Source organism: Janthinobacterium woesei, assembly GCF_051380875.1.
In the GTDB taxonomy this organism is placed as follows: domain Bacteria; phylum Pseudomonadota; class Gammaproteobacteria; order Burkholderiales; family Burkholderiaceae_D; genus Janthinobacterium.
Genome location: NZ_JBNYXW010000009.1, coordinates 126,297 through 149,704 on the forward strand (window position 1 = coordinate 126,297; position 23,408 = coordinate 149,704).

Sequence of the window (23,408 nt, forward strand, 5' to 3'; positions counted from 1 at the left end):
GAAAGTCGAACTACGCTTATTCGCTGACCTCCGCGTCCGGCGTGCCCAGCGTGTGCATCAGGTATTGCTGGGCGCTGAACGGACTTTGCTTGCCGCGCGGCTTGCGGCGCGCGTACTGGCCCGTCGGCTCCAGTTCCCATGCATTTGTATTATCCTTCAAATAGGGATTCAGGCCCTCGGCGATCACGCGCCGCTTGAGTGCCCGGTCCAGCACGGGGAAGGCTACCTCGACGCGGCGGAACAGGTTGCGGCTCATCCAGTCGGCGCTGGCCAGGTACACATCGTGCGCCAGGTCATTGCGGAAGTAATAAATGCGGCTATGCTCGAGGAAGCGGCCGATCACGGAGCGCACCTTGATGTTTTCCGACAGGCCCGGCACGCCCGGCTTCAGGGTGCAGGCGCCGCGCACGATCAGGTCGATCTTCACACCATCGGTCGAGGCCGCATACAGGGCGCGGATCACGGATTCATCGACCAGGGCGTTGACCTTGACGATGATGCGTCCGCGCCGGCCTGAGCGGGCGATCTTTGCCTCGTTGCGGATGGCCTTGATGATTTCGCTTTGCAGGCCGAACGGCGCCAGCCACAGATGGTTCAGGTTGTGCGGCTTGGTCAGGCTGGTCAGGTGGATGAAGACTTCATTGACTTCCACCGCCAGGTCTTGCTTGGCCGTCAGCAAGCCGAAGTCTGTGTACAGCTTGGTGGTAGTAGGGTGGTAATTGCCGGTGCCCAAATGGGCGTAGAAGCGCAGCGCGCCTTCTTCGCGGCGAATCACGAGCGCCACCTTGGCGTGGGTTTTCAGCCCAACTACGCCGTAGACGACTTGTGCACCGGCCTGTTCCAGCTTGTCGGCCCAGTTGATATTGGCCTCTTCGTCGAAGCGCGCCATCAGTTCCACGATGACGGTCACTTCCTTGCCCAACTTCGCCGCCGTGATCAACGATTCCATCAAGTCCGAATTCATGCCCGTGCGGTAAATGGTTTGCTTGATGGCCACCACGGACGGGTCATGCGCGGCGCTGCGCACGAAGTCGATCACCGTCTGGAACGACTGGTAGGGGTGGTGCATCAGGATGTCGTTCTTGTTCAGCGCGGCAAAGATGTCGTTGCCGATGGCTTTATGCGCTACGCCGGGAAAGAATGGCGGGAAGCGCAGTTTGGGCTGCTTGACGTGGTCGATCATTTCCGACAGGCGCACCAGGTTCACGGGACCGTTGACGCGGTACAGCCGGCTTTGATCCAGATTAAACTGGTCGAGCAGGAACTGTGATAATTCCGGTGGACAATTGCGCGCCACTTCCAGGCGCACCGAGGTGCCGAACTGGCGGCCCACCAGTTCGCCCTTCAGGGCCTGGCGCAAGTTCTTGACTTCATCTTCGTCGACCCACAGGTCGCTGTCGCGCGTGACCCGGAATTGCGAATAGGCCATCACTTCGCGCCCGGCGAACATGTCCGAGATATGTGCATGGATGACGGAAGACAATAAACAGAAGGACACGCCATCGCCGGAAATCTCGTCGGGTAGCTTGATGACGCGCGGCAAGACGCGGGGTGCCTTGACGATGGCAATGGCCGTACCGCGCCCGAATGCATCCTTGCCGCTCAGCGAGACGATGAAATTGAGACTTTTATTCACCACTTGCGGGAACGGATGGGCCGGATCGAGGCCGATAGGCGTCAGCAGGGGGCGCACTTCGCGGTCGAAATACTGTTTGACCCACGCGCGCTGCGCATCGTTGCGGTCTTTGTCGCGCAGCAAGTGCACGCCTGCTTCGCGCAGGGCCGGCAAGACGTCGTTATTCAATATCTCGTATTGGCGTTCCACCAGCGCGTGGCACTCCTTGCCGATGCGCTCCAGGTTGGCTGCCAGGGCAGGGTGGCCTGCCAGCGAACCGCCGATGCTGCCGGCCGCCAGCAGGCTGGCTACGCGCACTTCGAAGAACTCATCCATATTGCTGCTGACGATACACAGGTAGCGCAGGCGCTCGAGCAAGGGAATGCCGGGATCTTCCGCCTGGGCCATCACGCGCCGGTTAAAAGTCAGTTGCGACAGCTCGCGGTCAAGCAGGATGCCTGATTTGGTCACTTCCGTGTGCAGTTCAGGTTTCATATTCTTTTGTCTTTGCAGATAATTAATTCTAGCCGTATTTCATCATGTATGACGTGTTGTGAGTGTAATTATGAAATATGACGTCAGCGTGACATACTCTGTCATAAAGCTTCGCCCGGCCTGTCATTTTTTATGCCGAAGCGGGATTTCCCGGGGCGTAGGCAAATATTTCAAGAAATCTGGCGCATGTCATAAAGCTGTCATATTCACTTGCTAGACTGCGCAGCATTCAACCGGGACTTTGAGCCCTAACAACCCTGAGGACTTGATATGCAAATGAAGCAAATGGTCAAATTTATCGTCGTGGGTGCTTCGGCAGCGATGGCATTTTCTTCCGCTTCCGTCATGGCGGCAGATATGACAGGTGCTGGTGCAACCTTCCCGTACCCGATCTATGCCAAATGGGCTGAAACCTACAAAGCCAACACCGGTAACGGCCTGAACTACCAGTCCGTCGGTTCCGGCGCTGGCATCAAGCAAATCAAGGCCAAGACTGTTGAATTCGGCGCCTCGGACATGCCGTTGAAAGCGGAAGAGCTGGAAGAAGCGGGCCTGATGCAATTCCCGGCCATCATGGGCGGCGTGGTCACCATCGTCAACCTCGACGGCGTGACCCCAGGCCAGTTGAAAATGACGGGCAAGATCGTCGGCGACATCTACCTGGGCAAGATCACCAAGTGGAGCGCACCGGAAATCGCCGCAGTGAACAAGGGCGTCAAGCTGCCGGACACGGAAATTACCGTAGTGCACCGCGCTGACAGCTCGGGTACCTCCTTCCTGTTCACCGACTTCCTGTCGAAAACCAACCCTGAATTCAAATCGAAAATCGGTGCTGGCACTGCTGTGAAATGGGCCGTAGGCGTGGGCGGCAAGGGCAACGAAGGCGTTGCAGCGAACGTACAGCGCATCAAGGGTTCGATCGGCTATGTCGAGTGGGCTTACGCCAAGAAAAACAAGATGTCGCACACCCAGCTGCAAAACAAGGATGGCAACTTCCTGCAACCTGACGACGAGAACTTCAAGGCCGCTGCCGCTTCGGCAGAGTGGACCAAGACCCCAGGCTTTGGCGTGGTGCTGACCGACACGGCTGGCAAGAACAGCTGGCCTATTACTGGCGTGTCGTTCATCCTGATGCACAAAGTCCAGGCTGATGCAGTCAAGGGCAAGGAAGTCCTGAAGTTCTTCGACTGGGCCTACAAGAACGGCGGCGCCGCTGCTGCCGAACTGGACTACGTGCCTATGCCAGCATCGGTCGTGAAACTGGTGCAGGAATCGTGGAAAGCCAATTTGAAGGACGCTTCCGGCAAAGCCATCTATTAATGCGATAGCTTGACCACATAAGTATCCATTCTTTGTACTCATCCTTGTCCCCCGCCAGCAGCACGGCGGCGGGGCAGGGAGTTAGCCAGGACCGCCCGCAAGACCTTGCAGGCGCTCCCGGCTAAAAGACCAAGATAAAAATAGTAATACCTGCAGTACTACCCACATGGCACACTATGAGCGCACAATCTACCTCCTCCACGATCCCCATGCCAGGCGGCACCATGAGCGATTCCATCAGTCACGCGCAAATGCTTTCCACCATGCGCAAGCAGCGCATCCAGGATTTTCTGTTCCACAAGGTGACGATGCTGTTCGCCCTGTCGGTGCTGATCGTGCTGCTCGGCATCATCATCTCGCTGATCATGGAATCGATACCGGCCTTCCGTGCCTTCGGCCTGGGTTTCATCATCACGGCCGAGTGGGACCCCGTCAATGACCAGTACGGCGCCCTGATTCCCATCATCGGTACCCTGGTCACATCGGTCATTGCCCTACTGATCGCCTTTCCCGTCAGCTTCGGCATCGCCCTGTTCCTCACTGAAATCTGCCCGGCCTGGCTGCGCCGCCCGCTGGGCACGGCCGTCGAGCTGCTGGCCGGCGTGCCATCGATCATCTACGGCATCTGGGGCCTGTTTGTCTTCGCGCCCCTGTTTGCCGACCACGTCCAGCCACTCCTGAAAGCCACCCTGGGCAACGTCCCCGTCATCGGCCAGCTGTTCAGCGGCCCCATGATGGGCATCGGCCTGCTGACGGCCGGCCTGGTGCTGGCCATCATGATCATCCCCTTCATCGCCTCGGTGATGCGCGACGTGTTTGAAATCGTCCCCGCCGTGCTGAAGGAATCGGCCTACGGCCTGGGCTGCACGCGCTGGGAAGTGGTGCGCAAGATCGTCTTGCCGTACACCAAGACCGGCGTCGTCGGCGGCGTCATGCTGGGCTTGGGCCGCGCACTGGGCGAAACCATGGCCGTCACTTTCGTCATTGGTAACGCCAACAAGCTGTCGTGGTCGCTGTTTGCCGCCGGTAACAGCATCACCTCCCTGCTGGCCAATGAATTTGGCGAAGCGCAATCCGAGCTGCACGTGGCTTCGCTGTTTTCGCTGGCGCTGATCCTGTTTGTCATCACCTTTATCGTCTTATCCGCCGCCAAGCTGATGCTGGCAGGCATGTCCCGCAAGGAAGGCACGAAATGAGCCAAATCAGCCAAGTTAGCACGCTCGATGTTCCGGTCAAGCCGGCCATGAACCCGGTCTACCGCAAGCGACTGTTGATGCACCGCATCGGCATCGCCCTGTCGGTGGCCGCCATGGCCCTGGGCCTGGCCGTACTGGTGTGGATTCTGTTCACCCTGGTGGTCAAAGGCTTCGGCGCACTGTCGATCGACCTGTTCACGCAAACCACGCCGGCCCCGGGCAGCGAAGGTGGCGGCTTGATCAATGCCATCGTCGGCAGCACCCTGATGGTGGGCATGGCCACGCTGGTCAGCACCCCGGTCGGCATCCTGGCCGGTATCTATCTGGCCGAATATGGCGAAGAAAACAAGCTGGCGCAAGTGACGCGCTTTGTCACCGATATCATGCTGTCGGCGCCGTCGATCGTCATCGGCCTGTTCGTGTATGCGCTGTATGTTGCCCACGTAAAACACTTTTCCGGCTATGCGGGCGCCATCGCCCTGTCGCTGATTGCCGTGCCGGTGGTGGTGCGCACGACGGATAACATGCTGCGTCTGGTACCGAACAGCTTGCTCGAAGCCGCGTTTGCCCTAGGCGCGCCGCGCTGGAAGGTGGCCACCCTGGTGCGCCTGCGCGCCGTCAAGGCCGGTGTCGTTACCGGCGTACTGCTGGCATTGGCCCGCATCGCCGGCGAAACGGCGCCGCTGCTGTTCACGGCCTTGAATAACCAGTTCCAAAGCTTCAACATGAATGCGCCGATGGCCAACTTGCCGTCTGTCATCGCTTCGTTCGCCATGAGCCCGTACGACAACTGGCGCTCGCTGGCCTGGGGCGGTGCACTGCTGATCACCTTCAGCGTGCTGGCCTTGAATATCCTGTCGCGCACCGTGTTCAGCCAAAAAGTCCCCAATTAATTAGCTATATTGAGCGAAGCGAACCCATATGAATACGCAAATGAATCCAGCCCAAGACCAGGCGCCAAAGAAAAAAACCATCGAGATTTCGGGTCTGAACTTTTTTTACGGCAAGACGCAAAGCTTGCACAACGTCAATCTGGATATCCACGAGAAAAAAGTGACGGCCTTCATCGGCCCGTCCGGTTGCGGCAAGTCAACCCTGCTGCGCACGCTGAACCGCATGTATGACCTGTATCCGGGCCAGCGCGCGGAAGGCTCGATCCTGTACCGCGGCCGCAACGTGCTTGACGCGGACCAGGACGTCAACATGCTGCGCGCCAAGGTCGGCATGGTGTTCCAGAAGCCGACGCCGTTCCCGATGTCGGTCTACGACAACATCGCCTTTGGCGTGCGCCTGTATGAAGACCTGTCGAAAGGCGAGATGGACGAGCGCGTCGAGTGGGCCCTGAAAAAAGCCGCACTGTGGGGCGAAGTCAAGGATAAGCTTTCCAAGAGCGGCCTGTCGCTGTCGGGTGGCCAGCAGCAGCGCCTGTGCATCGCGCGCGGCGTGGCCGTCAAGCCAGATGTCTTGCTGCTCGATGAGCCGACTTCCGCGCTGGACCCCATTTCGACGTCGAAAGTGGAAGAGCTGATCAGCGAACTGAAACAGGACTACACGATCGCCATCGTGACGCACAACATGCAGCAGGCGGCACGCTGCTCCGACTACACGGCGTATATGTATCTGGGCGAACTGGTGGAATTTGGCGATACGGACCAGATATTCATGAATCCGGCCCGCAAGGAAACCCAGGATTACATCACCGGCCGCTTCGGCTGATCCGCCCCGCATCTAGCATCTAGCCGCTATATACAAGACAACTGAATACGGAGACACAGCATGATAGGCGAACATTCATCCAAGCAATATGACAACGAACTCGAGGCGATCCGCTCGAAAGTGCTGCTGATGGGCGGCATCGTTGAAACCCAGTTCCTCGACGCGATGACCTGCTTTCGCATCGGCAACCCGGAACGCGCCGACCGCGTGATACGCGAAGACGACGTCGTCAACCAGCTGGAAGTGTCGCTCGACGACGCCTGCAGCCATTTACTCGTGCGCCGCCAGCCGGCCGCCAACGATTTGCGCACCATCATGGCCACCATCAAGGTGATTATCGACCTTGAACGCGTAGGCGACGAGGCTGCCAAGATCGCCCGCGTGGCCAAAAACCTGCACCAGCGGGGCAACGGCGTCGTCAACCATTACGAGATGGTGCGCGGCATTGCCAACACGGCCACCGACATGCTGCACGACGCGCTGGACGCATTCGCGCGCAATGATGGCAAGCAGGCATTACAATTAATTGCACAAGATGCCATCATCGACCATGAGTTTCGGTCTATCATGCGCAACTTGATCACCTTTATGATGGAAGACCCGCGCACAATTTCGGCGGCGCTCGATACCCTGTGGGTGGCCAAGGCCATCGAACGGATCGGCGACCATGCGAAAAACATCGCCGAATACGTGATTTACGTGGTCGAAGGCAAGGACATCCGCCACACCAAGCTGGCTGCTCCCGCCATTTCCGAGGAGCTCCCTGAGTAAGCTTTATGGCATCTGATAAAACCACGGTATTGATTGTTGAAGATGAGCCGGCCATCGTTGAACTGGTGACCTATTCGCTGCGCGAATCGGGCTGGAATTGCTGTTCTGTACAAAACGTCGCCGATGCCTGGGAATTCATCCAGCACCGCACGCCGCATTTGATCCTGCTCGACTGGATGTTGCCGGATCAAACGGGCTTGCGCCTGCTCTCGCGCATCCGCGCCGACCGCAATTTCGCCGCCATCCCCGTCATCATGCTCACCGCCAAGAGCATGGAAGAAGACAAACTGGCCGGCCTGAACAGCGGGGCCGACGATTACGTCACCAAGCCGTTTTCGCCGCGCGAACTGCTGGCGCGCGCCAAGGCTCTCTTGCGACGCAAGAGTCCGGAACACGCGCAGGCGCCCATGCGCGCCGGCAACGTGGCGCTGGACCCCGTCAGCTGCACCGTGATGATGGATGAGCAGAAGATCGATATCGGCCACGCCGAATACAAGCTGCTGAAATTCCTGCTGGCCCATCCGGAGCGCGTATTTTCGCGCAGCCAGCTGCTCGACAAGGTGTGGGGCGACCATGTGGTGATCGAGGAACGCACGGTCGATGTCCACGTATTGCGCTTGCGCAAAGCCTTGAAAGAGGCAGAAAGCCTGATCAAGACGGTGCGCAGTGTCGGTTACATGTTGTCTGAAAAATAAAGCTTGCCTCTATGAATCCGAAATTGCTGTTCTGGGTGCCGGCCGCCTTGCGCATGGTGCTGGTGCTGCTGGGCGTGGCGATCGTCTGGTATCTGTTTGGCGCCACGTATGCGCTGGGTATTGCCTTCGTGCTGATGGTCATGGCGGTGTTCGTGCAGCTGTCGTACCTGTTCCAGCTGAGTAACTGGCTGGACAATCCGCAAAGCGCCAGGCTGCCCGACGGCTGGGGCGCCTGGACCAGCATCTTCGCGCGCCTGTACCGCATGCGCCGCGACGACGAGAAAAACCAGGCCGAGCTGACGGAATGGCTGGCGCGTTTCCGCCAGGCCATGCATCTGCTGCCGGACGGCGTCGTCATCATGGATGACGTGCTGTTCCTCGAATGGTGCAATCCGGCCGCCGAGAAGCACCTGGGCCTGACGCACGAGCGCGACAAGGGCATGCGCGTCACCAACCTGATCCGCAGCCCCGAGTTCATGGACTACATCATCCTGGGCCGCTACGACCAGCCCTTGACGATCACCTTTCGCAACCGCAAGCTGATCGTGCAGATCATTCCCTTCGAGAACCGCCGCCAGATTCTCGTCACGCACGATGTAACGGAGACCGAGCGCCTGGAACGGATGCGCCGCGACTTCATCGCCAACGCCTCGCACGAACTGCGCACGCCGCTCACCGTCATCGTGGGCTTCCTGGAAATCGCTTCCACTGAGCTGGACCTGGACGCCGCCACGCGCGCCGCCCACATCAAGCTGATGACGGAGCAGGGCCACCGCATGCAGCACCTGATCGAGGACATGCTGACCCTGTCGCGCCTGGAATCGGTCGATTACCCGCTGCGCCCCGAGCCGGTGGACATCAAGAAGCTGATGCAGCAGGTCTTGCGCGACGCCAAGGGCTTGTCGGCCGGCAAGCACGAAGTGACAATGGAATGCAATGGCCCTGACATGCTGGGCAGCTACGACGAGCTCTACAGTGCCTTTGGCAACCTCGCTTCGAACGCCGTGCGCTACACGCCGGCCGGTGGCAGCATCACCCTGCGCTGGCAGGAGGGCCCGTCCGGACCGCAATTCATCGCGCAAGACACGGGCATCGGCATCAGCCCTGAGCATATCTCGCGTCTGACGGAACGTTTTTACCGCGTCGACAAGAGCCGTTCGCGCGAAACCCAGGGTACGGGCCTGGGCCTGGCCATCGTCAAGCACGTGCTGCTGCGCCATGGGGGGACTTTGGCCATCGATTCCGTCGCCGACAAGGGCAGCAGCTTTATCGTCAGCATGCCAAAATCTGTCGTCACGCCACTGCAGGGCGAGCTGCTGGCCAAGTAATGGGGGCAGGGGATGGCTCCCCTGTGTTCCAAGGCGACTAGTGCAATGTTGGCAAAAGTCGTTACAATCGGGCCATGACTTTAATCAACACTTCTTTTCGCCATGCCGGCGCGCAGCAACTGGCCCAGTCGCTGCTGGCCGCGCGCCAAGCCACCTTGTCCCTGTTTGATTGTTATGTATCAGCCGGGCTGGATCTGGTCGAGCGCATGCCCCGCCATGCGCAACTCAACCCGCCCCTGTGGCAGCTCGCGCATATCGCCTGGTTTGCCGAGTGGTACATCCTGCGTGAAGCCCCATCGAGCCATCCGGCCGACGCCCTCTATCATTCCCTGCTGACGCGCGGCGACGACCTGTTTGACGCCAACATGGTGGCGCAGCGCGCCCGCTGGAAAGTGGACTTGCCCAGCCCGGGCGCCGTCAAGACGTATTGCCATGAAGTGCTGGACAGGGTGCTCGATAAACTCTCGCGCGTAGCCAATGTCGACGGCGTCCTGTATCCCTACCGGCTGGCGCTGGCGCATGAAGACTTGTGCGGCGAGCAATTGCTGGCCGGCTTGCAATGGCTGGGCCTGGAAGCGCCCGACACGCTGCCAGCGAGCCTGGCCTTGCCGCCAGCGGCGGGCGAAATTGCCTTTGCGGGCGGCAGCATCGAACTGGGTTCCCCGCGCGATGCCGGTTTTGCCTTCGACAATGAATGTCCATCGTACGCCTGTTATGTGCCGCCATTTTCCATCGATGCTTGCGCCGTATCAAACGCACAGTTTGCCGATTTCGTCGCCGATGGCGGTTACCAGAACCGCCAGTTCTGGAGCGCCGCCGGTAGCGCCTGGCTGATGCAGCAGGAGCGCTCATCGCCGCTGTACTGGCTGCGCGACGCCACGCAGTGGCGCACCGTGCGGTTTGGCCAGCCGATGCTGCTGGCGCCAAACGAAGCCGTGCGCCATATCAATCTGTATGAGGCGCAGGCGTATTGCGCCTGGGCAGGGCGCCGTCTGGCGAGCGAGGCGGAATGGGAGTATGCTGCGCTGTCCGGCCACCCGCTGTTCCAGTGGGGGCAGGTGTGGGAATGGACGGCAACGCCGTTCGAGCCGTATCCGGGCTTTGCCTTTGATGCGTGGCGCGAATATTCGGCGCCGTATTTCATGCAGCACCAGGTGCTGCGCGGCGCCGCGTTCGCCACGCCGCCGCGCCTGCGCTCGCCGCGCATGCGCGCTTTCCATGCGCCGGAGCGGGGCGACATCTATGCCGGCCTGCGCACCTGCTCCTGGTAAAGTGCCAGGAACAGAAATAATTTCAGGATACCTTTGAGTACAGATAACGCTCCGCAATTCATTCCCAAACGCATCACGCCTACGCCGGAACAGGTGGCCATCCAGACGGCGCAAAAGAAAGTCGTCTTGATCGATGCCAATGCCGGCGCCGCCAAGACGACGACCCTGGCCCTGCGCGTGGCCGAAGCGCTGCACCGGGGCCGCGCGCCCGAACGCATGCTGGCGCTGGTGTTTACGGAAGCGGCGCGGGTGGCCCTGCGCCAGCGCCTGCTGGAAGTGGGCGTGCCGCTGGGCGTCGTCAAGCGCCTGGCCATCGACACCTTCGACGCGTTTGCCGCCAAGGTGCTGCTGCAGATGGAGCGCATGCAGGTGGCCAGTATGCGCAGCGACGAAGAGCTGCGCCCCGTGGCTTGGGAAGCACTGGAAGTGGTGTCGGAGAAATACGCCGACCGCTACCCGCTGGAAATCAATACGACGAATGGCGCCATTGCCGAGTTTTTAAAATTGCAATTGCGCACCAAGGCGCGCATGGATTTGCATGGCGCCGATTTTGAAAGTAATTCCACGGAGGACAACCTGGAAATGCTGGGCATGTCGCGCACGCATTATCTGTGGCTGCGCGAATACGAAGGCTTGCGCGGCGCCGACACAGGTGATATCCAGTTCCGCGCGCCGTTCGACGCCACCTATGACCTGGTGCGCATGCTCGACGGCGATGAGCCGCTGCGCCAGCAGTTGCCCGCCTTCCAGATCATCGTTGCCGATGAATTGCACGATTTGAACGAGGCTTCGTTCCGCTTGCTGACCATGCTGATACGCCGTGGCAACGCATTTTTCTGCGGCGCCGGCGACAAGGATCAAGTCATCTATACCTGGTCGGGCGCCGACCACCGCTTCCTGCGCCAGCGCTTCGAGCAAGAGTTTCCTGCCTTGCAGCGCTTGCCGCTGACAGCGTCCTACCGCTACGGCCCGCAATTGGCGCAAGCCGTGGGCGTGCTGAAAAACAAGGCCAGCGTGTCGGCCCTGTCGCGCGCTACCGTCATCGAACTGTTGCAATACGACCATACGCTGCCGCAGGCGTGCAGCGCGCAACTGATCGCCGCGCTCGAACATGCGCATGCTGGCACGACAGCCATCTTGCTGCGCGACCGCGACCAGGCGATCCGCGTGGAAACGGCGCTGTTCCAGAGTGGCATCGCATATGGCCTGGTGGACATGAACAGCTATTTACTGAGTCAGGAAGTGCTGATGCTGCGCGGCATGGTCGCCATCGCCCGCAAGGATTTGCACGCCATCAAAAGCGGCCCGCGCCGCGGCGAAATCCTCGAAGCCCTCGTGGCGTTCGCGGAAATCCCGTTTACGCGCCCGGAGTTGCAGCAAGCCAAGGCCGACGTGGCCAATTATCCGGACTTGCTGGAAGGTTTTTTAAGCAATCAATTGGCCAAGTCCCACAACCAGGCCAAGGCGGCCTTGACGTTGGCCGCCGTCGATTATCTGCGCGCGCTGCCTGCCGACGCCCCGGCAGGTGCCGCCCTGCAGCACATCTTTGGCTTGATGCAACTGGAACAGACGGCGCGCCGCATCTATGTCGACCCGGCCCAGGCGCGTGTCGTGGCCCGCTCCTTGCACGGTTTTATCGATGTCTGCAGCGAAGCGGGCGTGGCGCTAGGTGGCTTTGGCGGCTGGCTGGGCGAGATGGAAGACGCCGTCGCCGTGACCAGCGGCAAGGCCAAGCTGGTCATCGCCTGCATCGACCAGATCAAGGGCCTGGAATACAACCACGTGATCTTGCCCTACCTGGCCGTCGATGAGTTCCCGCGCAGCAAGACCGACCCGCTAGAAGAGGAAAACCGCTTTTATGTGGCCGCCACGCGCGCACGCGACAGGCTCACCTTGCTGACACCGGAAGATCCCGCTTATCAAAGCCGCTACATCGCCGCCTTGCAGCTCAAGAGCAAGATTGTTGCGCCCAAGGCATAAATCTTTTGCTGCAGGACTACTTTTTGCGAAAGCGGAAAAAGGGCATACTTGGTTGGTGTGATTGACAGCAATCTGAACCAACCAAGGAGCAAAACATGAAAGTATTTCTGACAGGCGCTGCGGGCTTTATTGGCAGTTCCATCGCGGCGGGCCTGATGCACGCGGGCCATCAGGTCACGGGCCTGGTGCGCAGGCCTGAACAGGTAGCGGAACTGGCGTCCATCGGTGTGCAAGGCGTGGTTGGCACGTTGAGCGACCGCGAACTGATCATCGAACAGGCGCGCGCGGCGGACGCGGTCATCAATGCGGCCAGCAGCGACCACCGGGGCGCCGTGGAATCGATCATCGAAGCGCTGGCGGGAACCAATAAACCATTCCTGCACACGAGTGGCTCGTCTATCGTGGGCGACGCTTCGGGCGGCGAGGGCACGCAACAGATTTATGACGAAGACAAGTTGCCGGCCGCCACGGCCGACAAGGCGGCCCGGGTCGCCATCGATGATCTGGTGCTGGCCAGCGCAAGCCTGGGTGTGCGCGCCAGCGTGCTGTGCAACACCCTGATCTACGGCCATGGCGCCTTGCCGCGCGACAGCGTGCAACTGCCACGCTTGCTGAAACAGGCACGCAAGAGCGGCATCGTGCGCCACGTGGGGCCGGGCCGCAATAGTTGGTCCAACGTGCATATCGACGATGTCGTCAGCCTGTACTTGCTGGCGCTGGAAAAGTCGCCGGCCGGCACGTTTTACTTTGTCGAGTCGGGCGAAGCGGCTTTCCGCGACATGACGGCCGCCATCGCCGAAGCACTTGGGCTGGGACCTGCGCAAGACTGGCCCTTGCCGGAAGCGATAGCCGAATGGGGCTACGAAATGGCGTCGTATGGCCTGGGTTCGAACAGCCGCGTGCGCGGCGAACGGGCGCGCAAACTGCTGGGTTGGCAAGCGCAGGGACCATCGGTGCTGGAATGGATCAGGCACTACATGCTCAATCCCCCGCACTGATCGATGCGCGGTTTGATGCAGCACAAGCAACCTCATCTGTGTGCGCTAGCGAACGGTGTTTTTCCGCGATCGCAGGTATGATGGCTTTGTTGGGTTGAGACGCACTGCCGCGAAGTTGGCGGCATGTTCGATCTTCCAGCAGGTCAGCCGGTCGCCTCAAGGATCGGCACCATATTTCCTCTGCATGCGCATGCTCGTCATGAGACTGTGCATCGGATCCGCAAGTCGTGTACTGCATTACCCCTTCAAGGCCGGCGCGAGCCGGTCTTTTTTTTCGCCTCGTTGTTTCGCCACCCACCGTCCCGTATTCGCCATTCGCCGAACAAGGCTGTCGCTGCGCGGCCATCGCGCGTATCGTTACGATTAATCAACATCAAGGGGCTCTCGTGAAACCTGAACAAGCGTATGGCCGGCGTACCCAGCTGCTGTGGGGCGTGCTGCTGATCGCCATCGGCGCCATCATCCTGCTGGACCGGCTCGATGTGATCATCCTCCACGATTACTATGCACTATGGCATTATTGGCCGGTGATCATGCTCGTCTTCGGGCTCAACAAGCTGCTGGCGCCCGTGTCCGCCAGGCAGGTGCTGAGTGGCCTGTGGCTGAATTTCTTCGCCGCCTGGTGGTATGTGTCGTATGAAGAACTGTGGAACTTGAATTTCTACAATAGCTGGCCGGCCTTGCTTATCGCGTGGGGCGTGGGGCTGGTGCTCGAACCGCTGTTGAACAAACATTTTATTGCCTACCGGGAGTCCGAGCATGAAAAATAAACCGCAGATGCACTCGGCATCGCAGATCGTGCTGGGCGTGCTCGTCATCGGCCTGGGGCTGCTGTTCTTGCTCGACAACCTGGGTTTCATCAATGTGCGCCACACCTTCCGCTTCTGGCCCACGCTGCTGGTCATTTTCGGCTTGCTGAAGATTTCGCAAAGCCATACGCGTTCCAGCTATATCGTGGGCGGCGTGATGGTCTTGCTGGGCGTGAGCTGGACCCTGAAAGCCATGGGTTTTTTCTACTTCAACTGGAGCATGCTGTGGCCGCTGGTGATCATCGCCGTCGGCGTGAGCGTGGTGTCGAAATCCTTGCCCGGTGCGCAGCAGCGCCTGCGCCGCCGGCGTGGCCCGGCCGGCGATGCCAGCCGCTTTGAGCCGCCGCGCCAGGGCACCGTTTCGCTGGACAAGGCGCCCGCTGCCGCTGCCGCCGATGCCGATGCCAGCGGCGCACCCGACGACGACAGCATCATCGAAGTGACGGCCATCCTGGGCGGCTTTGTGCGGCGCGTTTCGTCGCAGCGCTTCAGGGGCGGCGATATCAATGTCATCATGGCCGGCTGTGAAATCGACTTGCGCCAAGCGTCGATCAAAGGCGAAGCCGTGCTGAACGTCTTTGCCCTGTGCGGTGGCATCACCATCAAGATCCCGCCCGACTGGAGCGTCGTGCTGCAGGGCACGCCCATCCTCGGCGGTTTTGAAGAGAAGACCATCGTGCCGCCGAACCAGGACAAGCGCCTGTACGTGACGGGCTACGCCATCATGGGCGGCCTGGAAATCCGCAACTAGGCGCGCATGTCCGGGGCCTTGTCGAAGCGGCGCGGCGCCGTGGCGGTTTTGCTGGTCTGCATGACGCTGGGCCTGGCCTTGGCATTTGTGCTGGCCAGGGTGGCCCACGCGCCGTGGCTCAACGCCGTCTTGCTGGTGGTGCCCGCCACGCTTGTGTATGCCATCGGCACGGGCTTTTCCGCGTTTTACCTGTGCCGCGCCTATCCGCTCAATGCCCGTGCTCCGGCCGCGATTGCCGGCGTGATGGGCGTGGCGGCCCTGTTTGCGGGCTTGCTGTGGGCAACCCTGCTGCAATTCATGAACAGCGTCAGCCTGCTGACAGAGGTACGCTGGCTGGGCGTTTCCTTGAGCCAGTCGCTGCTGGCCCTGTTTTTCTGCCTGGGCGTGCTGCTGTATTGCCTGGCTGGCGCCGTGCATTACGTGTTGCTGGAATTCGTGCGCGCCAAGACGGCCGAGCAGCGGGGGCTGGAAGCGCAGCTGATGGCGCAGGAAGCGCAACTGCGCATGCTGCGCACGCAGATCGATCCGCATTTCCTGTTCAATAGCTTGAATTCCATCAGCGCCTTGACCTCGATCAATGCGGCCGGCGCGCGCCAGATGACCTTGCAGTTGGCCAGTTTCTTTCGCCAGAGTCTCAGCCTGGAAGCGCACAAGAAAATCACCGTCAAGCAGGAACTGGTGCTGATCCGCCATTTCCTGGCCATCGAGCAAGTGCGCTTCGGCGAGCGCCTGCAAGTGGCAGAAGACATCGACGAGGCCGCGCTGGCGTGCCTGCTGCCGCCCATGCTGATCCAGCCGCTGGTGGAAAACGCCGTCAAGCATGGCGTGTGCGGCTTGACGGACGGCGGCTTGATCCATATCGAAGCCCGCCGCGCGGGCAGCTTGCTGCACATCGCGGTGCGCAATCCCGTTGATACGGATCAAGGGCCGTCGCGCGGCAATGGCGTGGGGCTGGAGAATGTGCGCCAGCGCCTGGCCAGTGCTTACGGCCACGAGGCCAGCGTGCATTGGGCGCGCCGCGACGGCCATTTCGAGGTAATGCTTTCCATGCCGGCACAGACCGGTGACACGGAGGAAGAATGATGCAGGCAAGAATGCGGGTGGCCATCGTCGACGACGAGCTGCTGGCGCGCGGCGTGCTGCGCGAATACCTGGCGCGCCATGACGATATCGATATCGTGGCCGAGTGCGCCAACGGCTTCGAAGCCGTCAAGGCGATCGCGGAACTGGTGCCGGAACTGGTGTTTCTAGACATCCAGATGCCGCGCCTTGACGGCTTCGAGGTGGCCGAGCTGATCGGTGCGAAGACGCGCTTGATCTTTGTCACGGCCTACGACCAGTACGCCTTGAAAGCGTTCGAATGCCATGCGCTCGATTATCTGCTCAAGCCGTTCAGCGTACAGCGTTTCGAGCAGGCGCTGGCGCATGCGCGCGGCCACCGCGGCGCGCAGGCAGAGGTGCAAGCGGCTGTGCAAACGGTGGCGCGTGTAGCGGCCACGCGCGCCGCGCCTTTGGCCCGCGTGCTAATACGCGACGGCGCCAAGGTGCACGTCATCGCCAGTGCGCGCATCGACTACATCGAGGCGCAGGACGATTACATCAACATCCGTTCGGAGGGCAAGTCTTACCTGAAAAGCCAGACACTGGCGGAACTGGAGGCGCAGCTGGACCCGGCCAAGTTCCTGCGCGTGCACCGTTCGTTCCTGCTCAATATCGACGGTATCTGCCGCATCGAAGCGGCGACGAAAGACAGCCACGTGGCCATCTTGCGCGACGATACGCGCATCCCCGTCAGCAAGGCCGGCTACCAGAAGCTCAGATTGCTGGTTGGCTAGCTCTTTGCACATCCCACCAGGTGGGCAATAGTTGCCGGATTTCCGGGCGGGAAAAGCGGTCGTCGATCAGGTACACCACGCCCTTGTCCGATTGCGTGCGGATCACGCGCCCGGCCGCCTGCACCACTTTTTGCATGCCCGGATACAAGTACGTGTAGTCGTAGCCAGCGCCGAAGATGTCGCCCATGCGCTGGCGGATCTGCTCGTTGACGGGATTGATTTGCGGCAAACCGAGGGTGGCGATGAAGGCGCCGATCAGGCGCGCGCCCGGCAAGTCGATGCCTTCGCCAAAGGCCCCGCCCAGCACGGCAAAGCCGATGCCCCGCGTCTCCAGGCCGAAACGCCCCAGGAACTGACTGCGCGCAGCGTCGTCCATGCGGCGCGGCTGCTGCCAGATGGGCACGTCCGGATAATGCTGGGCAAACAGGGTGGCGGTCTTTTCCATGTAGTCAAAACTGCTGAAAAACGCCAGGTAGTTGCCGGGCGCATCGACGTACTGGCGCGCCATTAGTTGCGCGATGGGCAGCAGCGAGGCGGCGCGGTGCTGGTAGCGCGTGGAAATGGTGTCGGCTACGCGCACCGATAGCTGCTGCGCCTGGAAGGGCGACTCCACGTCGACCCAGGCCGTGTTCTCCGGCATGCCCAGGGTGTCGCTGTAGTAATTCCATGGACTCAGGGTGGCGGAAAACAGGGCCGTGCTGTGGCTGGCCGCGAAGCGTTCCTTCAGGAAAGGGGCGGGGATGATGTTGCGGATGCACACGGTGCAGCCCGTATTGGAACCTGTATTCGTCTTGCTGACATCAAACAGCGAATGCGCGCCGAAACTCTCGGCCAGGCGGTTCAGCAGCAGCACGTCGAAATAAAAGCGCTGCAAGTCTTCGTCCAGCGTGGCCGCGTGCTCGGCCATGTAGTCGCCGATGGCCGTTGCCACACCTTGCAGGGCGCCAAAGAATTTTTCCGGCAAGGCCGCATGCACCTGGTAGTCGCCGTCCTGCTCTTTGAGCAAGGCCGTCCACTGGCGCGAGAGGCGGTCCAGCGGTTTCTTCAACGCTTCGGGTGCGAACTTGCGCAGCATTTTCAGCTTGCTCTGTTCCAGCTCGGCCGAATACATGTTGCGCGCGCGCGACACCATATTGTGCGCCTCGTCGACCAGCACGTTGACTTTCCAGTCGTGGGCCAGGGTCATGCCATACAGCATGGCGCTGAGGTCAAAATAATAGTTGTAGTCGCCGATGACGACATCGCTCCAGCGCGCCAGTTCCATGCCCAGGTAGTATGGGCAAATGCCTTGCTGCAAGGCGATGGCGCGCACGGTTTCTTTGTCCAGTATCAAGCCGCTGGCCAGCGCCACTTCGCGCGCCAGCGGCAGGCGGTCGTAAAAACCCTTTGCCAGCGGGCACGATGCACCATGGCAAGCCTTGTCCGGGTGTTCGCAGGCGCTGCTCTTGGCGCTCAGTTCCAGCACGCGCAGCGGTAGCAGCGGTGCGCTGTTTTTCAGGATGGCGCAGGCGTCGAGCGCCATTTGCCGCCCAGGCACCTTGGCGGCCAGAAAAAACAGTTTATCCAGGCCATGTGCGGCCGTGGCCTTCAGCATGGGAAACAGACTGCCCACGGTCTTGCCGATGCCCGTGGGCGCCTGCGCCAGCAAGCCGCAGCCACGGCTGCTGGCCTTGAACATGGCTTCAGCCAGCTGGCGCTGGCCCGGGCGAAAGTCGGCATGGGGAAAGGCCATGGCCGAGAGCTGCGCATCGCGGCTGGCCCGGTGCGCCATTTCCTGCTCGGCCCATTCCAGGAACAGCGCGCAATGCTGTTCGAAAAAAGTGCGCAGCGCCTCGGCCGTGCATTCCTCGTGCATCACAGTTTCTTTCTGGCTGGCGATGTCGAAATACACGAGCGCCACGCGCAGCATGGGCAGCTTCAGTTGCTGGCACAGCAAGTGGCCGTAGATGCGTGCCTGCGCCCAGTGCAACTGACGGTGGTTGGCCGGCATGGCGTCGAGTTCGCCCCGGTAAGTCTTGATCTCTTCGAGCTGGCGCCGCGCCGGGTCGTAGCCATCGGCGCGGCCGCGCACATGCAGGGCGCCGAAGTCGCCGGCGAGGCTGATTTCGCGCTGGTAATCGTCGTCGCGCCGGCCAGTCACGGTGGCGTGGCCAGCCATGCCTTCCTGCGCCGTGGGCGATGGCGTAAAACGCAAGTCCAGGTCGCCCACCTTGGCGGTGAATTCGCACAGGGCGCGCACGGCCACGCTGTAGCCCGTGTTGCTCACTCTGCTCATGCTGCCGCCTGCCATTGCAGGTAGCACACGCTGACGGGCATGGCGTGCTCGGCGCAATACGCGATCCAGCGCAGCTGATTATCTTGCAGGCGGTCGCCCGGCCCTTTGACTTCGATCATGCGGTAGCGCCGTTCGCCTGGCCAGAACTGGATCAGGTCGGGCAAGCCGCTGCGGTTGCTTTTGATATCGAGCAAGATGCGCTCGAAAGCCTTTTTCAGGTGCGCGGCGGGGATGCAGGCCAGCGCCAGGTCCAGCAAGGCGTCGTCCAGCACGTCCCAGCTGACGAAGGGCGAGACGATGCCGTGCTTGGCGGCAAGCGTGGCGCGGATGGCTGCCTGGTAGGCACCGTTGTCCAGCTGTGCCAGGCAGGCGGCGAAGTCATCCTGGCGGCGCAGGTAAAAATCGGCGCTGTGCAAGTCGGCCGGACCCCGGTGGAACGGGTGGAAGAAGGCGCCGGGGATGGCCTTGAAGATGGCGGGCCAGCACAGCAGGCCGAACAGCGAGTTGATCAGGGTGTTTTCCACGTAATACACGGGTGCGTCGCTGTGGCTCAGGTGTTGCTGCACCACCGCTTCCACGTAGCTGGCTTCGCTTTGATATGGCAGCAGCAGGTCGATGCGGTCGATGGCGCCCTGTGCTTCGGCCACCTGTTTGGCGTGGCCCAGCGTGCGCCGCAGACGCGGCGCCATGCGCAGCAGCAATTGCTGTTCCGCCTCGCTTTCCGGCGCCGCCAGGGCGATCACCAGCCTGTCGTAGGCCACTTGCGGCTGTGCATCTTTCTCCAGCACGCGGATGGCGCGGCCCCGCGCGCCCGGATAGCGACAATCGGCATAGGCGCGGTAGGCGGCCGGCCAGTCCTGGGATTTTTCCAGCTGCTGGGCAATCTGGAAACGCAATTTTTCGCGCCGGCTGGCCAGCCAGGTATTGTCCAGCGGCAATGGTAGCGCGGCCAAGTCCTGCAGCACCTCGTCGGCCGGTGCGCTGTCGTTGTAGCGTTCCCGGCACTGGTGCAGCACTTCATAGTGCTCGATATCCTGGCGCGTGCGAAAGCCGCGCGATTGCGGCGAAAATTCCACCTTTTCGTATTGGTACACGCCCAGGTCGGACAGTACGAATTCCGACCAGTCCTGGTGATAGTTGCCAAAGTAAATCAGGCGCAAACGGTCGCACAGGGGCTGCATGCCGATGCGGTACAGCACATCGGCAGAGGCCGGATACCAGTCGGAAAAAGCTTGATCGTGCGCATGCTGCTCGCGCAAGGCATCGAGCTGCTCGGCCTTGCGCGCCGCTTTCAGGGGCGCGGTGAGGCTAAATGCCTGGCTGATTTCCGCTTTCAGCAGCAAGTCAAACAGCTCGGCTAGCGAAATGGCTGGGTCGGCCACCACCCAGCCTGAGGCCAGCAAGGGCAGGGCGGCGGCGCGCGTGTCGCCGATTTCAGGATAATTGAGCTTGCTGGCGCGAAACAAACAACCCTTGCGCATGACCAGACGCACGAACAGCGCACGCGATGGCTGCGGCAATTGCCCGAACTCAGTGATGAATTGCGTTTCTTCCACACTCAGCAGATCGGCGTAGCGGGCGTTGATCCAGCTCAGCACGCCCTGGAAGTTGTCCAGATAGTACAGGGGATTTTCCAGGATTTTCAGCATGATGGGACAGGGTAATTAGGTATTCGATGCAACTCGGACATGATTTTACTGTGTTTATATACAGTTTAAACCTTCCTCAGGCGCTTGCCCAGCGATTTCCTGCTTCGTTGCGTAGTGCTTCAATAAATAAACATTTTAGTTTACTAATGTTCGGCGCCCACGTATTCTTTCTGTCTATATAATCAAGACACCCTCCGAGGCTGCATGAAAAATACAATCTTGATCACGGCGGCCTGTTTGCTTGCGCTGCTGTCGACCATCGGTGCGTCCCTGCCGTACCCGATCCTGCCGCCGCTGTTTGCGGCCGAGGCGCCGAATGCCTTCAATCATTTCCTCGGCTTGCCTTCCAAACTGCTGTTCGGCCTGGCGCTGACCATCAATCCGCTGGGTTTGCTGATCGGCTCGGCCTTGCTGGGGCCATTGTCGGACCGCTATGGCCGCCGTCCCTTGCTGATGCGCACGGCCGTGGGCGCGGCCATCGGCCATGCCATCACGGCCTGGGCGCTGGTGAACCAGTCCTATCCGCTGTTTATCGTTGCGCGTTTTATCACCGGCTTGCTGGAAGGTAACGGCGCCGTGGCGCGCGCCATGCTGGCCGACCAGTTGCAGGGGCCGCTGCGCCTGCGCGCCATGTCGTGGCTGAACGGCGCCTTTTACCTGGGCTGGCTGGTGGGGCCGATCCTGGCGGGCGCCACGCTGGGCTGGGGCGTGACGGTGCCGTTCTGGATTGCCGCCGCCGCCCTGATGCTCGTCGCCGTGCTGGTGGCCGTGGGCTTGCCGCGCGAAACGCCATCGCTCTTGACGACCTCGTGGTGGCAGGTGGCGCGCGACCGGCATGCGCTGAACCTGCTGCGCCACGATGAGCTGCGCACCCTGTTCATCGTGCAACTGGCCTTGACCTGCGGCGTGGCCAGTTTCTATGAGTTCTATCCGCTGTGGCTGGTCGAGACGGCCAATTACAATGCGCAGGCGATTGCCTGGGTGAATGTGGGCCTGTGCGGCACGATGACCATCACGTCCTTGCTGGCGGGCGGACCCAGCCGCCATGCGCCGTTGCTGCGGGCCAGCTGGTATGCCTGTGGCGTGGCGCTGGCCGTGGGGGTACTGTCGCTGGGCAACATCTGGGTGGGCATCGCTGCCATCGTGCTGTTCGGCATCCCGAATGCGCTGTATAACACGGTGATACAGGGCTGGTGCGCCGAGCGCTTCAGCGCGCACGGGCAGGGCGCCGTGATGGGCTTGCTGGCTACCACGTTTTGCATCGCCAACATCGTCGTCGCCCTGAGCGGCTCCGTGCTGACCCTGATCGACACGCGCCTGATCCTCATCGCCGGCGCCTGCTCGGCGGCCTGGGCCGCCTGGCGCATGGCAGCCTGGCGCCGCCAGATGGCCGGTGTCGCCGAGGCGAAGGTGGCCGCATGAGCGCGAGCACGTCGGGGCAAACCCTGTTCCTGCTGAAAATGCGCGGTCCGCAGACGGCGCAGCAACTGGCGCTCTTGCTCGATATCACTTCCATGGGCGCGCGGCGCCAGCTCGAAGCGGCGCAGGAGAAAGGCCTGGTGGCCTTCGAGGACGTAGCCGACAAGGTGGGGCGTCCGTCGCGGCGCTGGCAGTTGACTGCTACGGGCCATGCGCGCTTTCCCGACCGCCATGCCGACCTGACGCTGGAATTGATCGGCCAAGTGAAAACCCTGTTCGGCGACGACGGCCTGGATAAACTGATCAGCGCGCGCGAACGCAGCAGCGAAGCGGCCTACGGCAAGCTGGTCGACCCGCAGCTTGATCTGGCGCAAAGGGTGGAGCGTCTGGCGCGGGTGCGCGACGGTGAAGGCTACATGGCCAATGCCGAGGCGCAGGACGATGGCAGCATCTTGCTGGTAGAGAACCATTGCCCCATCTGCGCGGCCGCCACGGCGTGCCAGAACTTTTGCCGTTCTGAGCTGGCCATCTTTCAACGGGTGCTGGGCAAGGATTGTCAGGTGGAGCGCAGTGAGTATCTGCTGGAGGGGGGTAGGCGTTGCGTGTACAGGATCATACCGATTGGGACTTGACCTGGGCCAAGTCCCAATGGCAGCGAGTTACTTCTTGGCAGCCTTCGGCTTGGCAGCAGACGCCGTCGCACCGGCCGTGGCTTTTTCCGTGGCCTGCGCTACCTGCGCGCTGGCCTTGGCGATCTGCTCTTCCACCGTTTTCACGGCCTGTTGGGTGGCCTTGGTCACTTGCTCGTAACCGAGGAAGGCGTTGTCGATGGCAGCCTTGACGATGGCCACCGCATTTTCCGACCCTGGCGGCACGTTTTTCGTGACGTCATAGATCAGGGCGCTCAAATTGCTTTTCGCTTCGGCCACGTGGGCTTCGGCGGCCGTGGTGAATTCCGTGTGGATTTCCTTGATGATGTCGTCGAGTTGCTGTTTATACGCTTTCGCGCCAGCCACGCCCGGCTGCAGCTGGGCAGCGGCGGCGGCCAGGGCAGCCTTCGGATCCTTGGCCTGGCTGATTTCCTTGCCGGCCGCAATGCTATCCTCGATGCCGGACTTGGCGGTCGCCATGTTCAGCGCCAGTACCTGTTCCACTCCCTGCACGGCCTTGGTGGTGAGGGTGTTGAAGGTCATCAGCTGGAATTCAAACAGGGCCTTGGTGGCCGATGCGAATTGTTCGGGATTCGTAAACATGTGGTCTCCTCGGTTTGAATAGATACGTTCTT

The 23,408-nt window shown here is 61.2% G+C and carries 20 protein-coding genes; 16 read left to right on the forward strand and 4 right to left on the reverse strand.

The annotated features are described in order from the left end of the window. Positions 1-16 precede the first annotated feature (16 nt). A complete protein-coding gene (ppk1, locus tag ACQ4W6_RS12225; RefSeq protein WP_436567457.1) occupies positions 17-2,110 on the reverse strand; it encodes a polyphosphate kinase 1 in 2,094 nt (697 codons plus the stop codon). A gap of 270 nt (positions 2,111-2,380) precedes the next feature. Here ppk1 and pstS point away from each other — a divergent pair, with 270 nt between their 5' ends. From pstS to ACQ4W6_RS12295, 14 genes are all read left to right on the forward strand, one after another. Beyond that, positions 2,381-3,430 (forward strand): phosphate ABC transporter substrate-binding protein PstS, encoded by a 1,050-nt coding sequence (gene pstS / locus ACQ4W6_RS12230; RefSeq protein ID WP_436567458.1) that lies wholly within the window; start codon positions 2,381-2,383, stop codon positions 3,428-3,430. A 224-nt stretch (positions 3,431-3,654) separates the two neighbouring features. Then, positions 3,655-4,626 carry a phosphate ABC transporter permease subunit PstC gene (pstC, locus tag ACQ4W6_RS12235; RefSeq protein WP_436567459.1) on the forward strand — a complete coding sequence of 324 codons (972 nt, stop codon included), beginning with the start codon at positions 3,655-3,657 and terminating at the stop codon, positions 4,624-4,626. After that, complete coding sequence (gene pstA / locus ACQ4W6_RS12240) at positions 4,623-5,519, forward strand: phosphate ABC transporter permease PstA (RefSeq protein WP_436567460.1); 897 nt, start codon at positions 4,623-4,625, stop codon at positions 5,517-5,519. The genes pstC and pstA overlap by 4 nt, the downstream gene beginning before the upstream one ends. Positions 5,520-5,559: 40 nt before the next feature. Then, on the forward strand, positions 5,560-6,342 hold the full coding sequence (gene pstB / locus ACQ4W6_RS12245) for a phosphate ABC transporter ATP-binding protein PstB (protein WP_436567461.1): 783 nt from the start codon (positions 5,560-5,562) through the stop codon (positions 6,340-6,342). 60 nt (positions 6,343-6,402) lie between these two features. After that, a complete protein-coding gene (gene phoU, locus ACQ4W6_RS12250; RefSeq protein ID WP_436567462.1) occupies positions 6,403-7,113 on the forward strand; it encodes a phosphate signaling complex protein PhoU in 711 nt (236 codons plus the stop codon). Positions 7,114-7,118: 5 nt separating this feature from the next. Further along, positions 7,119-7,808 (forward strand): response regulator, encoded by a 690-nt coding sequence (locus ACQ4W6_RS12255; RefSeq protein ID WP_034755074.1) that lies wholly within the window; start codon positions 7,119-7,121, stop codon positions 7,806-7,808. Between the two features lie 11 nt (positions 7,809-7,819). Next, positions 7,820-9,136, forward strand: coding sequence for a phosphate regulon sensor histidine kinase PhoR (gene phoR, locus ACQ4W6_RS12260; protein ID WP_436567463.1), 1,317 nt, complete (start codon positions 7,820-7,822; stop codon positions 9,134-9,136). Between the two features lie 74 nt (positions 9,137-9,210). Next, a complete protein-coding gene (gene senA / locus ACQ4W6_RS12265; RefSeq protein ID WP_436567464.1) occupies positions 9,211-10,407 on the forward strand; it encodes a selenoneine synthase SenA in 1,197 nt (398 codons plus the stop codon). 33 nt (positions 10,408-10,440) lie between these two features. Beyond that, on the forward strand, positions 10,441-12,387 hold the full coding sequence (locus ACQ4W6_RS12270) for a UvrD-helicase domain-containing protein (protein WP_436567465.1): 1,947 nt from the start codon (positions 10,441-10,443) through the stop codon (positions 12,385-12,387). A 95-nt stretch (positions 12,388-12,482) separates the two neighbouring features. Next, complete coding sequence (locus ACQ4W6_RS12275; RefSeq protein ID WP_436567466.1) at positions 12,483-13,385, forward strand: NAD-dependent epimerase/dehydratase family protein; 903 nt, start codon at positions 12,483-12,485, stop codon at positions 13,383-13,385. Between the two features lie 386 nt (positions 13,386-13,771). Beyond that, positions 13,772-14,155 carry a LiaF transmembrane domain-containing protein gene (locus ACQ4W6_RS12280; RefSeq protein WP_436567467.1) on the forward strand — a complete coding sequence of 128 codons (384 nt, stop codon included), beginning with the start codon at positions 13,772-13,774 and terminating at the stop codon, positions 14,153-14,155. After that, a complete protein-coding gene (locus tag ACQ4W6_RS12285; protein ID WP_436567468.1) occupies positions 14,145-14,945 on the forward strand; it encodes a LiaI-LiaF-like domain-containing protein in 801 nt (266 codons plus the stop codon). Before ACQ4W6_RS12280 ends, ACQ4W6_RS12285 begins: the two co-directional genes overlap by 11 nt. A gap of 6 nt (positions 14,946-14,951) precedes the next feature. Further along, positions 14,952-16,028, forward strand: a complete 1,077-nt coding sequence (locus ACQ4W6_RS12290; RefSeq protein WP_436567469.1) for a sensor histidine kinase — start codon at positions 14,952-14,954, stop codon at positions 16,026-16,028. Positions 16,029-16,039: 11 nt separating this feature from the next. Next, on the forward strand, positions 16,040-16,780 hold the full coding sequence (locus tag ACQ4W6_RS12295; RefSeq protein WP_436567568.1) for a LytR/AlgR family response regulator transcription factor: 741 nt from the start codon (positions 16,040-16,042) through the stop codon (positions 16,778-16,780). Here the strand turns inward: ACQ4W6_RS12295 and ACQ4W6_RS12300 are convergent. Continuing rightward, a complete protein-coding gene (locus ACQ4W6_RS12300; protein ID WP_436567470.1) occupies positions 16,761-19,055 on the reverse strand; it encodes an ATP-dependent DNA helicase in 2,295 nt (764 codons plus the stop codon). The genes ACQ4W6_RS12295 and ACQ4W6_RS12300 overlap by 20 nt on opposite strands. Further along, positions 19,052-20,704, reverse strand: a complete 1,653-nt coding sequence (locus ACQ4W6_RS12305) for a VRR-NUC domain-containing protein (RefSeq protein WP_436567471.1) — start codon at positions 20,702-20,704, stop codon at positions 19,052-19,054. Before ACQ4W6_RS12305 ends, ACQ4W6_RS12300 begins: the two co-directional genes overlap by 4 nt. Positions 20,705-20,908: 204 nt before the next feature. On the opposite strand from ACQ4W6_RS12305, the gene ACQ4W6_RS12310 reads away from it, so the two are divergent. Further along, complete coding sequence (locus tag ACQ4W6_RS12310; protein WP_436567472.1) at positions 20,909-22,126, forward strand: MFS transporter; 1,218 nt, start codon at positions 20,909-20,911, stop codon at positions 22,124-22,126. Next, entirely contained in the window at positions 22,123-22,755 is a 633-nt protein-coding gene (locus ACQ4W6_RS12315; protein WP_436567473.1) for a helix-turn-helix transcriptional regulator, read from the forward strand. Before ACQ4W6_RS12310 ends, ACQ4W6_RS12315 begins: the two co-directional genes overlap by 4 nt. Before the next feature lie 27 nt (positions 22,756-22,782). On the opposite strand, the gene phaP is transcribed toward ACQ4W6_RS12315, so the two are convergent. Further along, complete coding sequence (gene phaP, locus ACQ4W6_RS12320) at positions 22,783-23,376, reverse strand: TIGR01841 family phasin (protein WP_436567474.1); 594 nt, start codon at positions 23,374-23,376, stop codon at positions 22,783-22,785. Between the last annotated feature and the right edge of the window lie 32 nt (positions 23,377-23,408).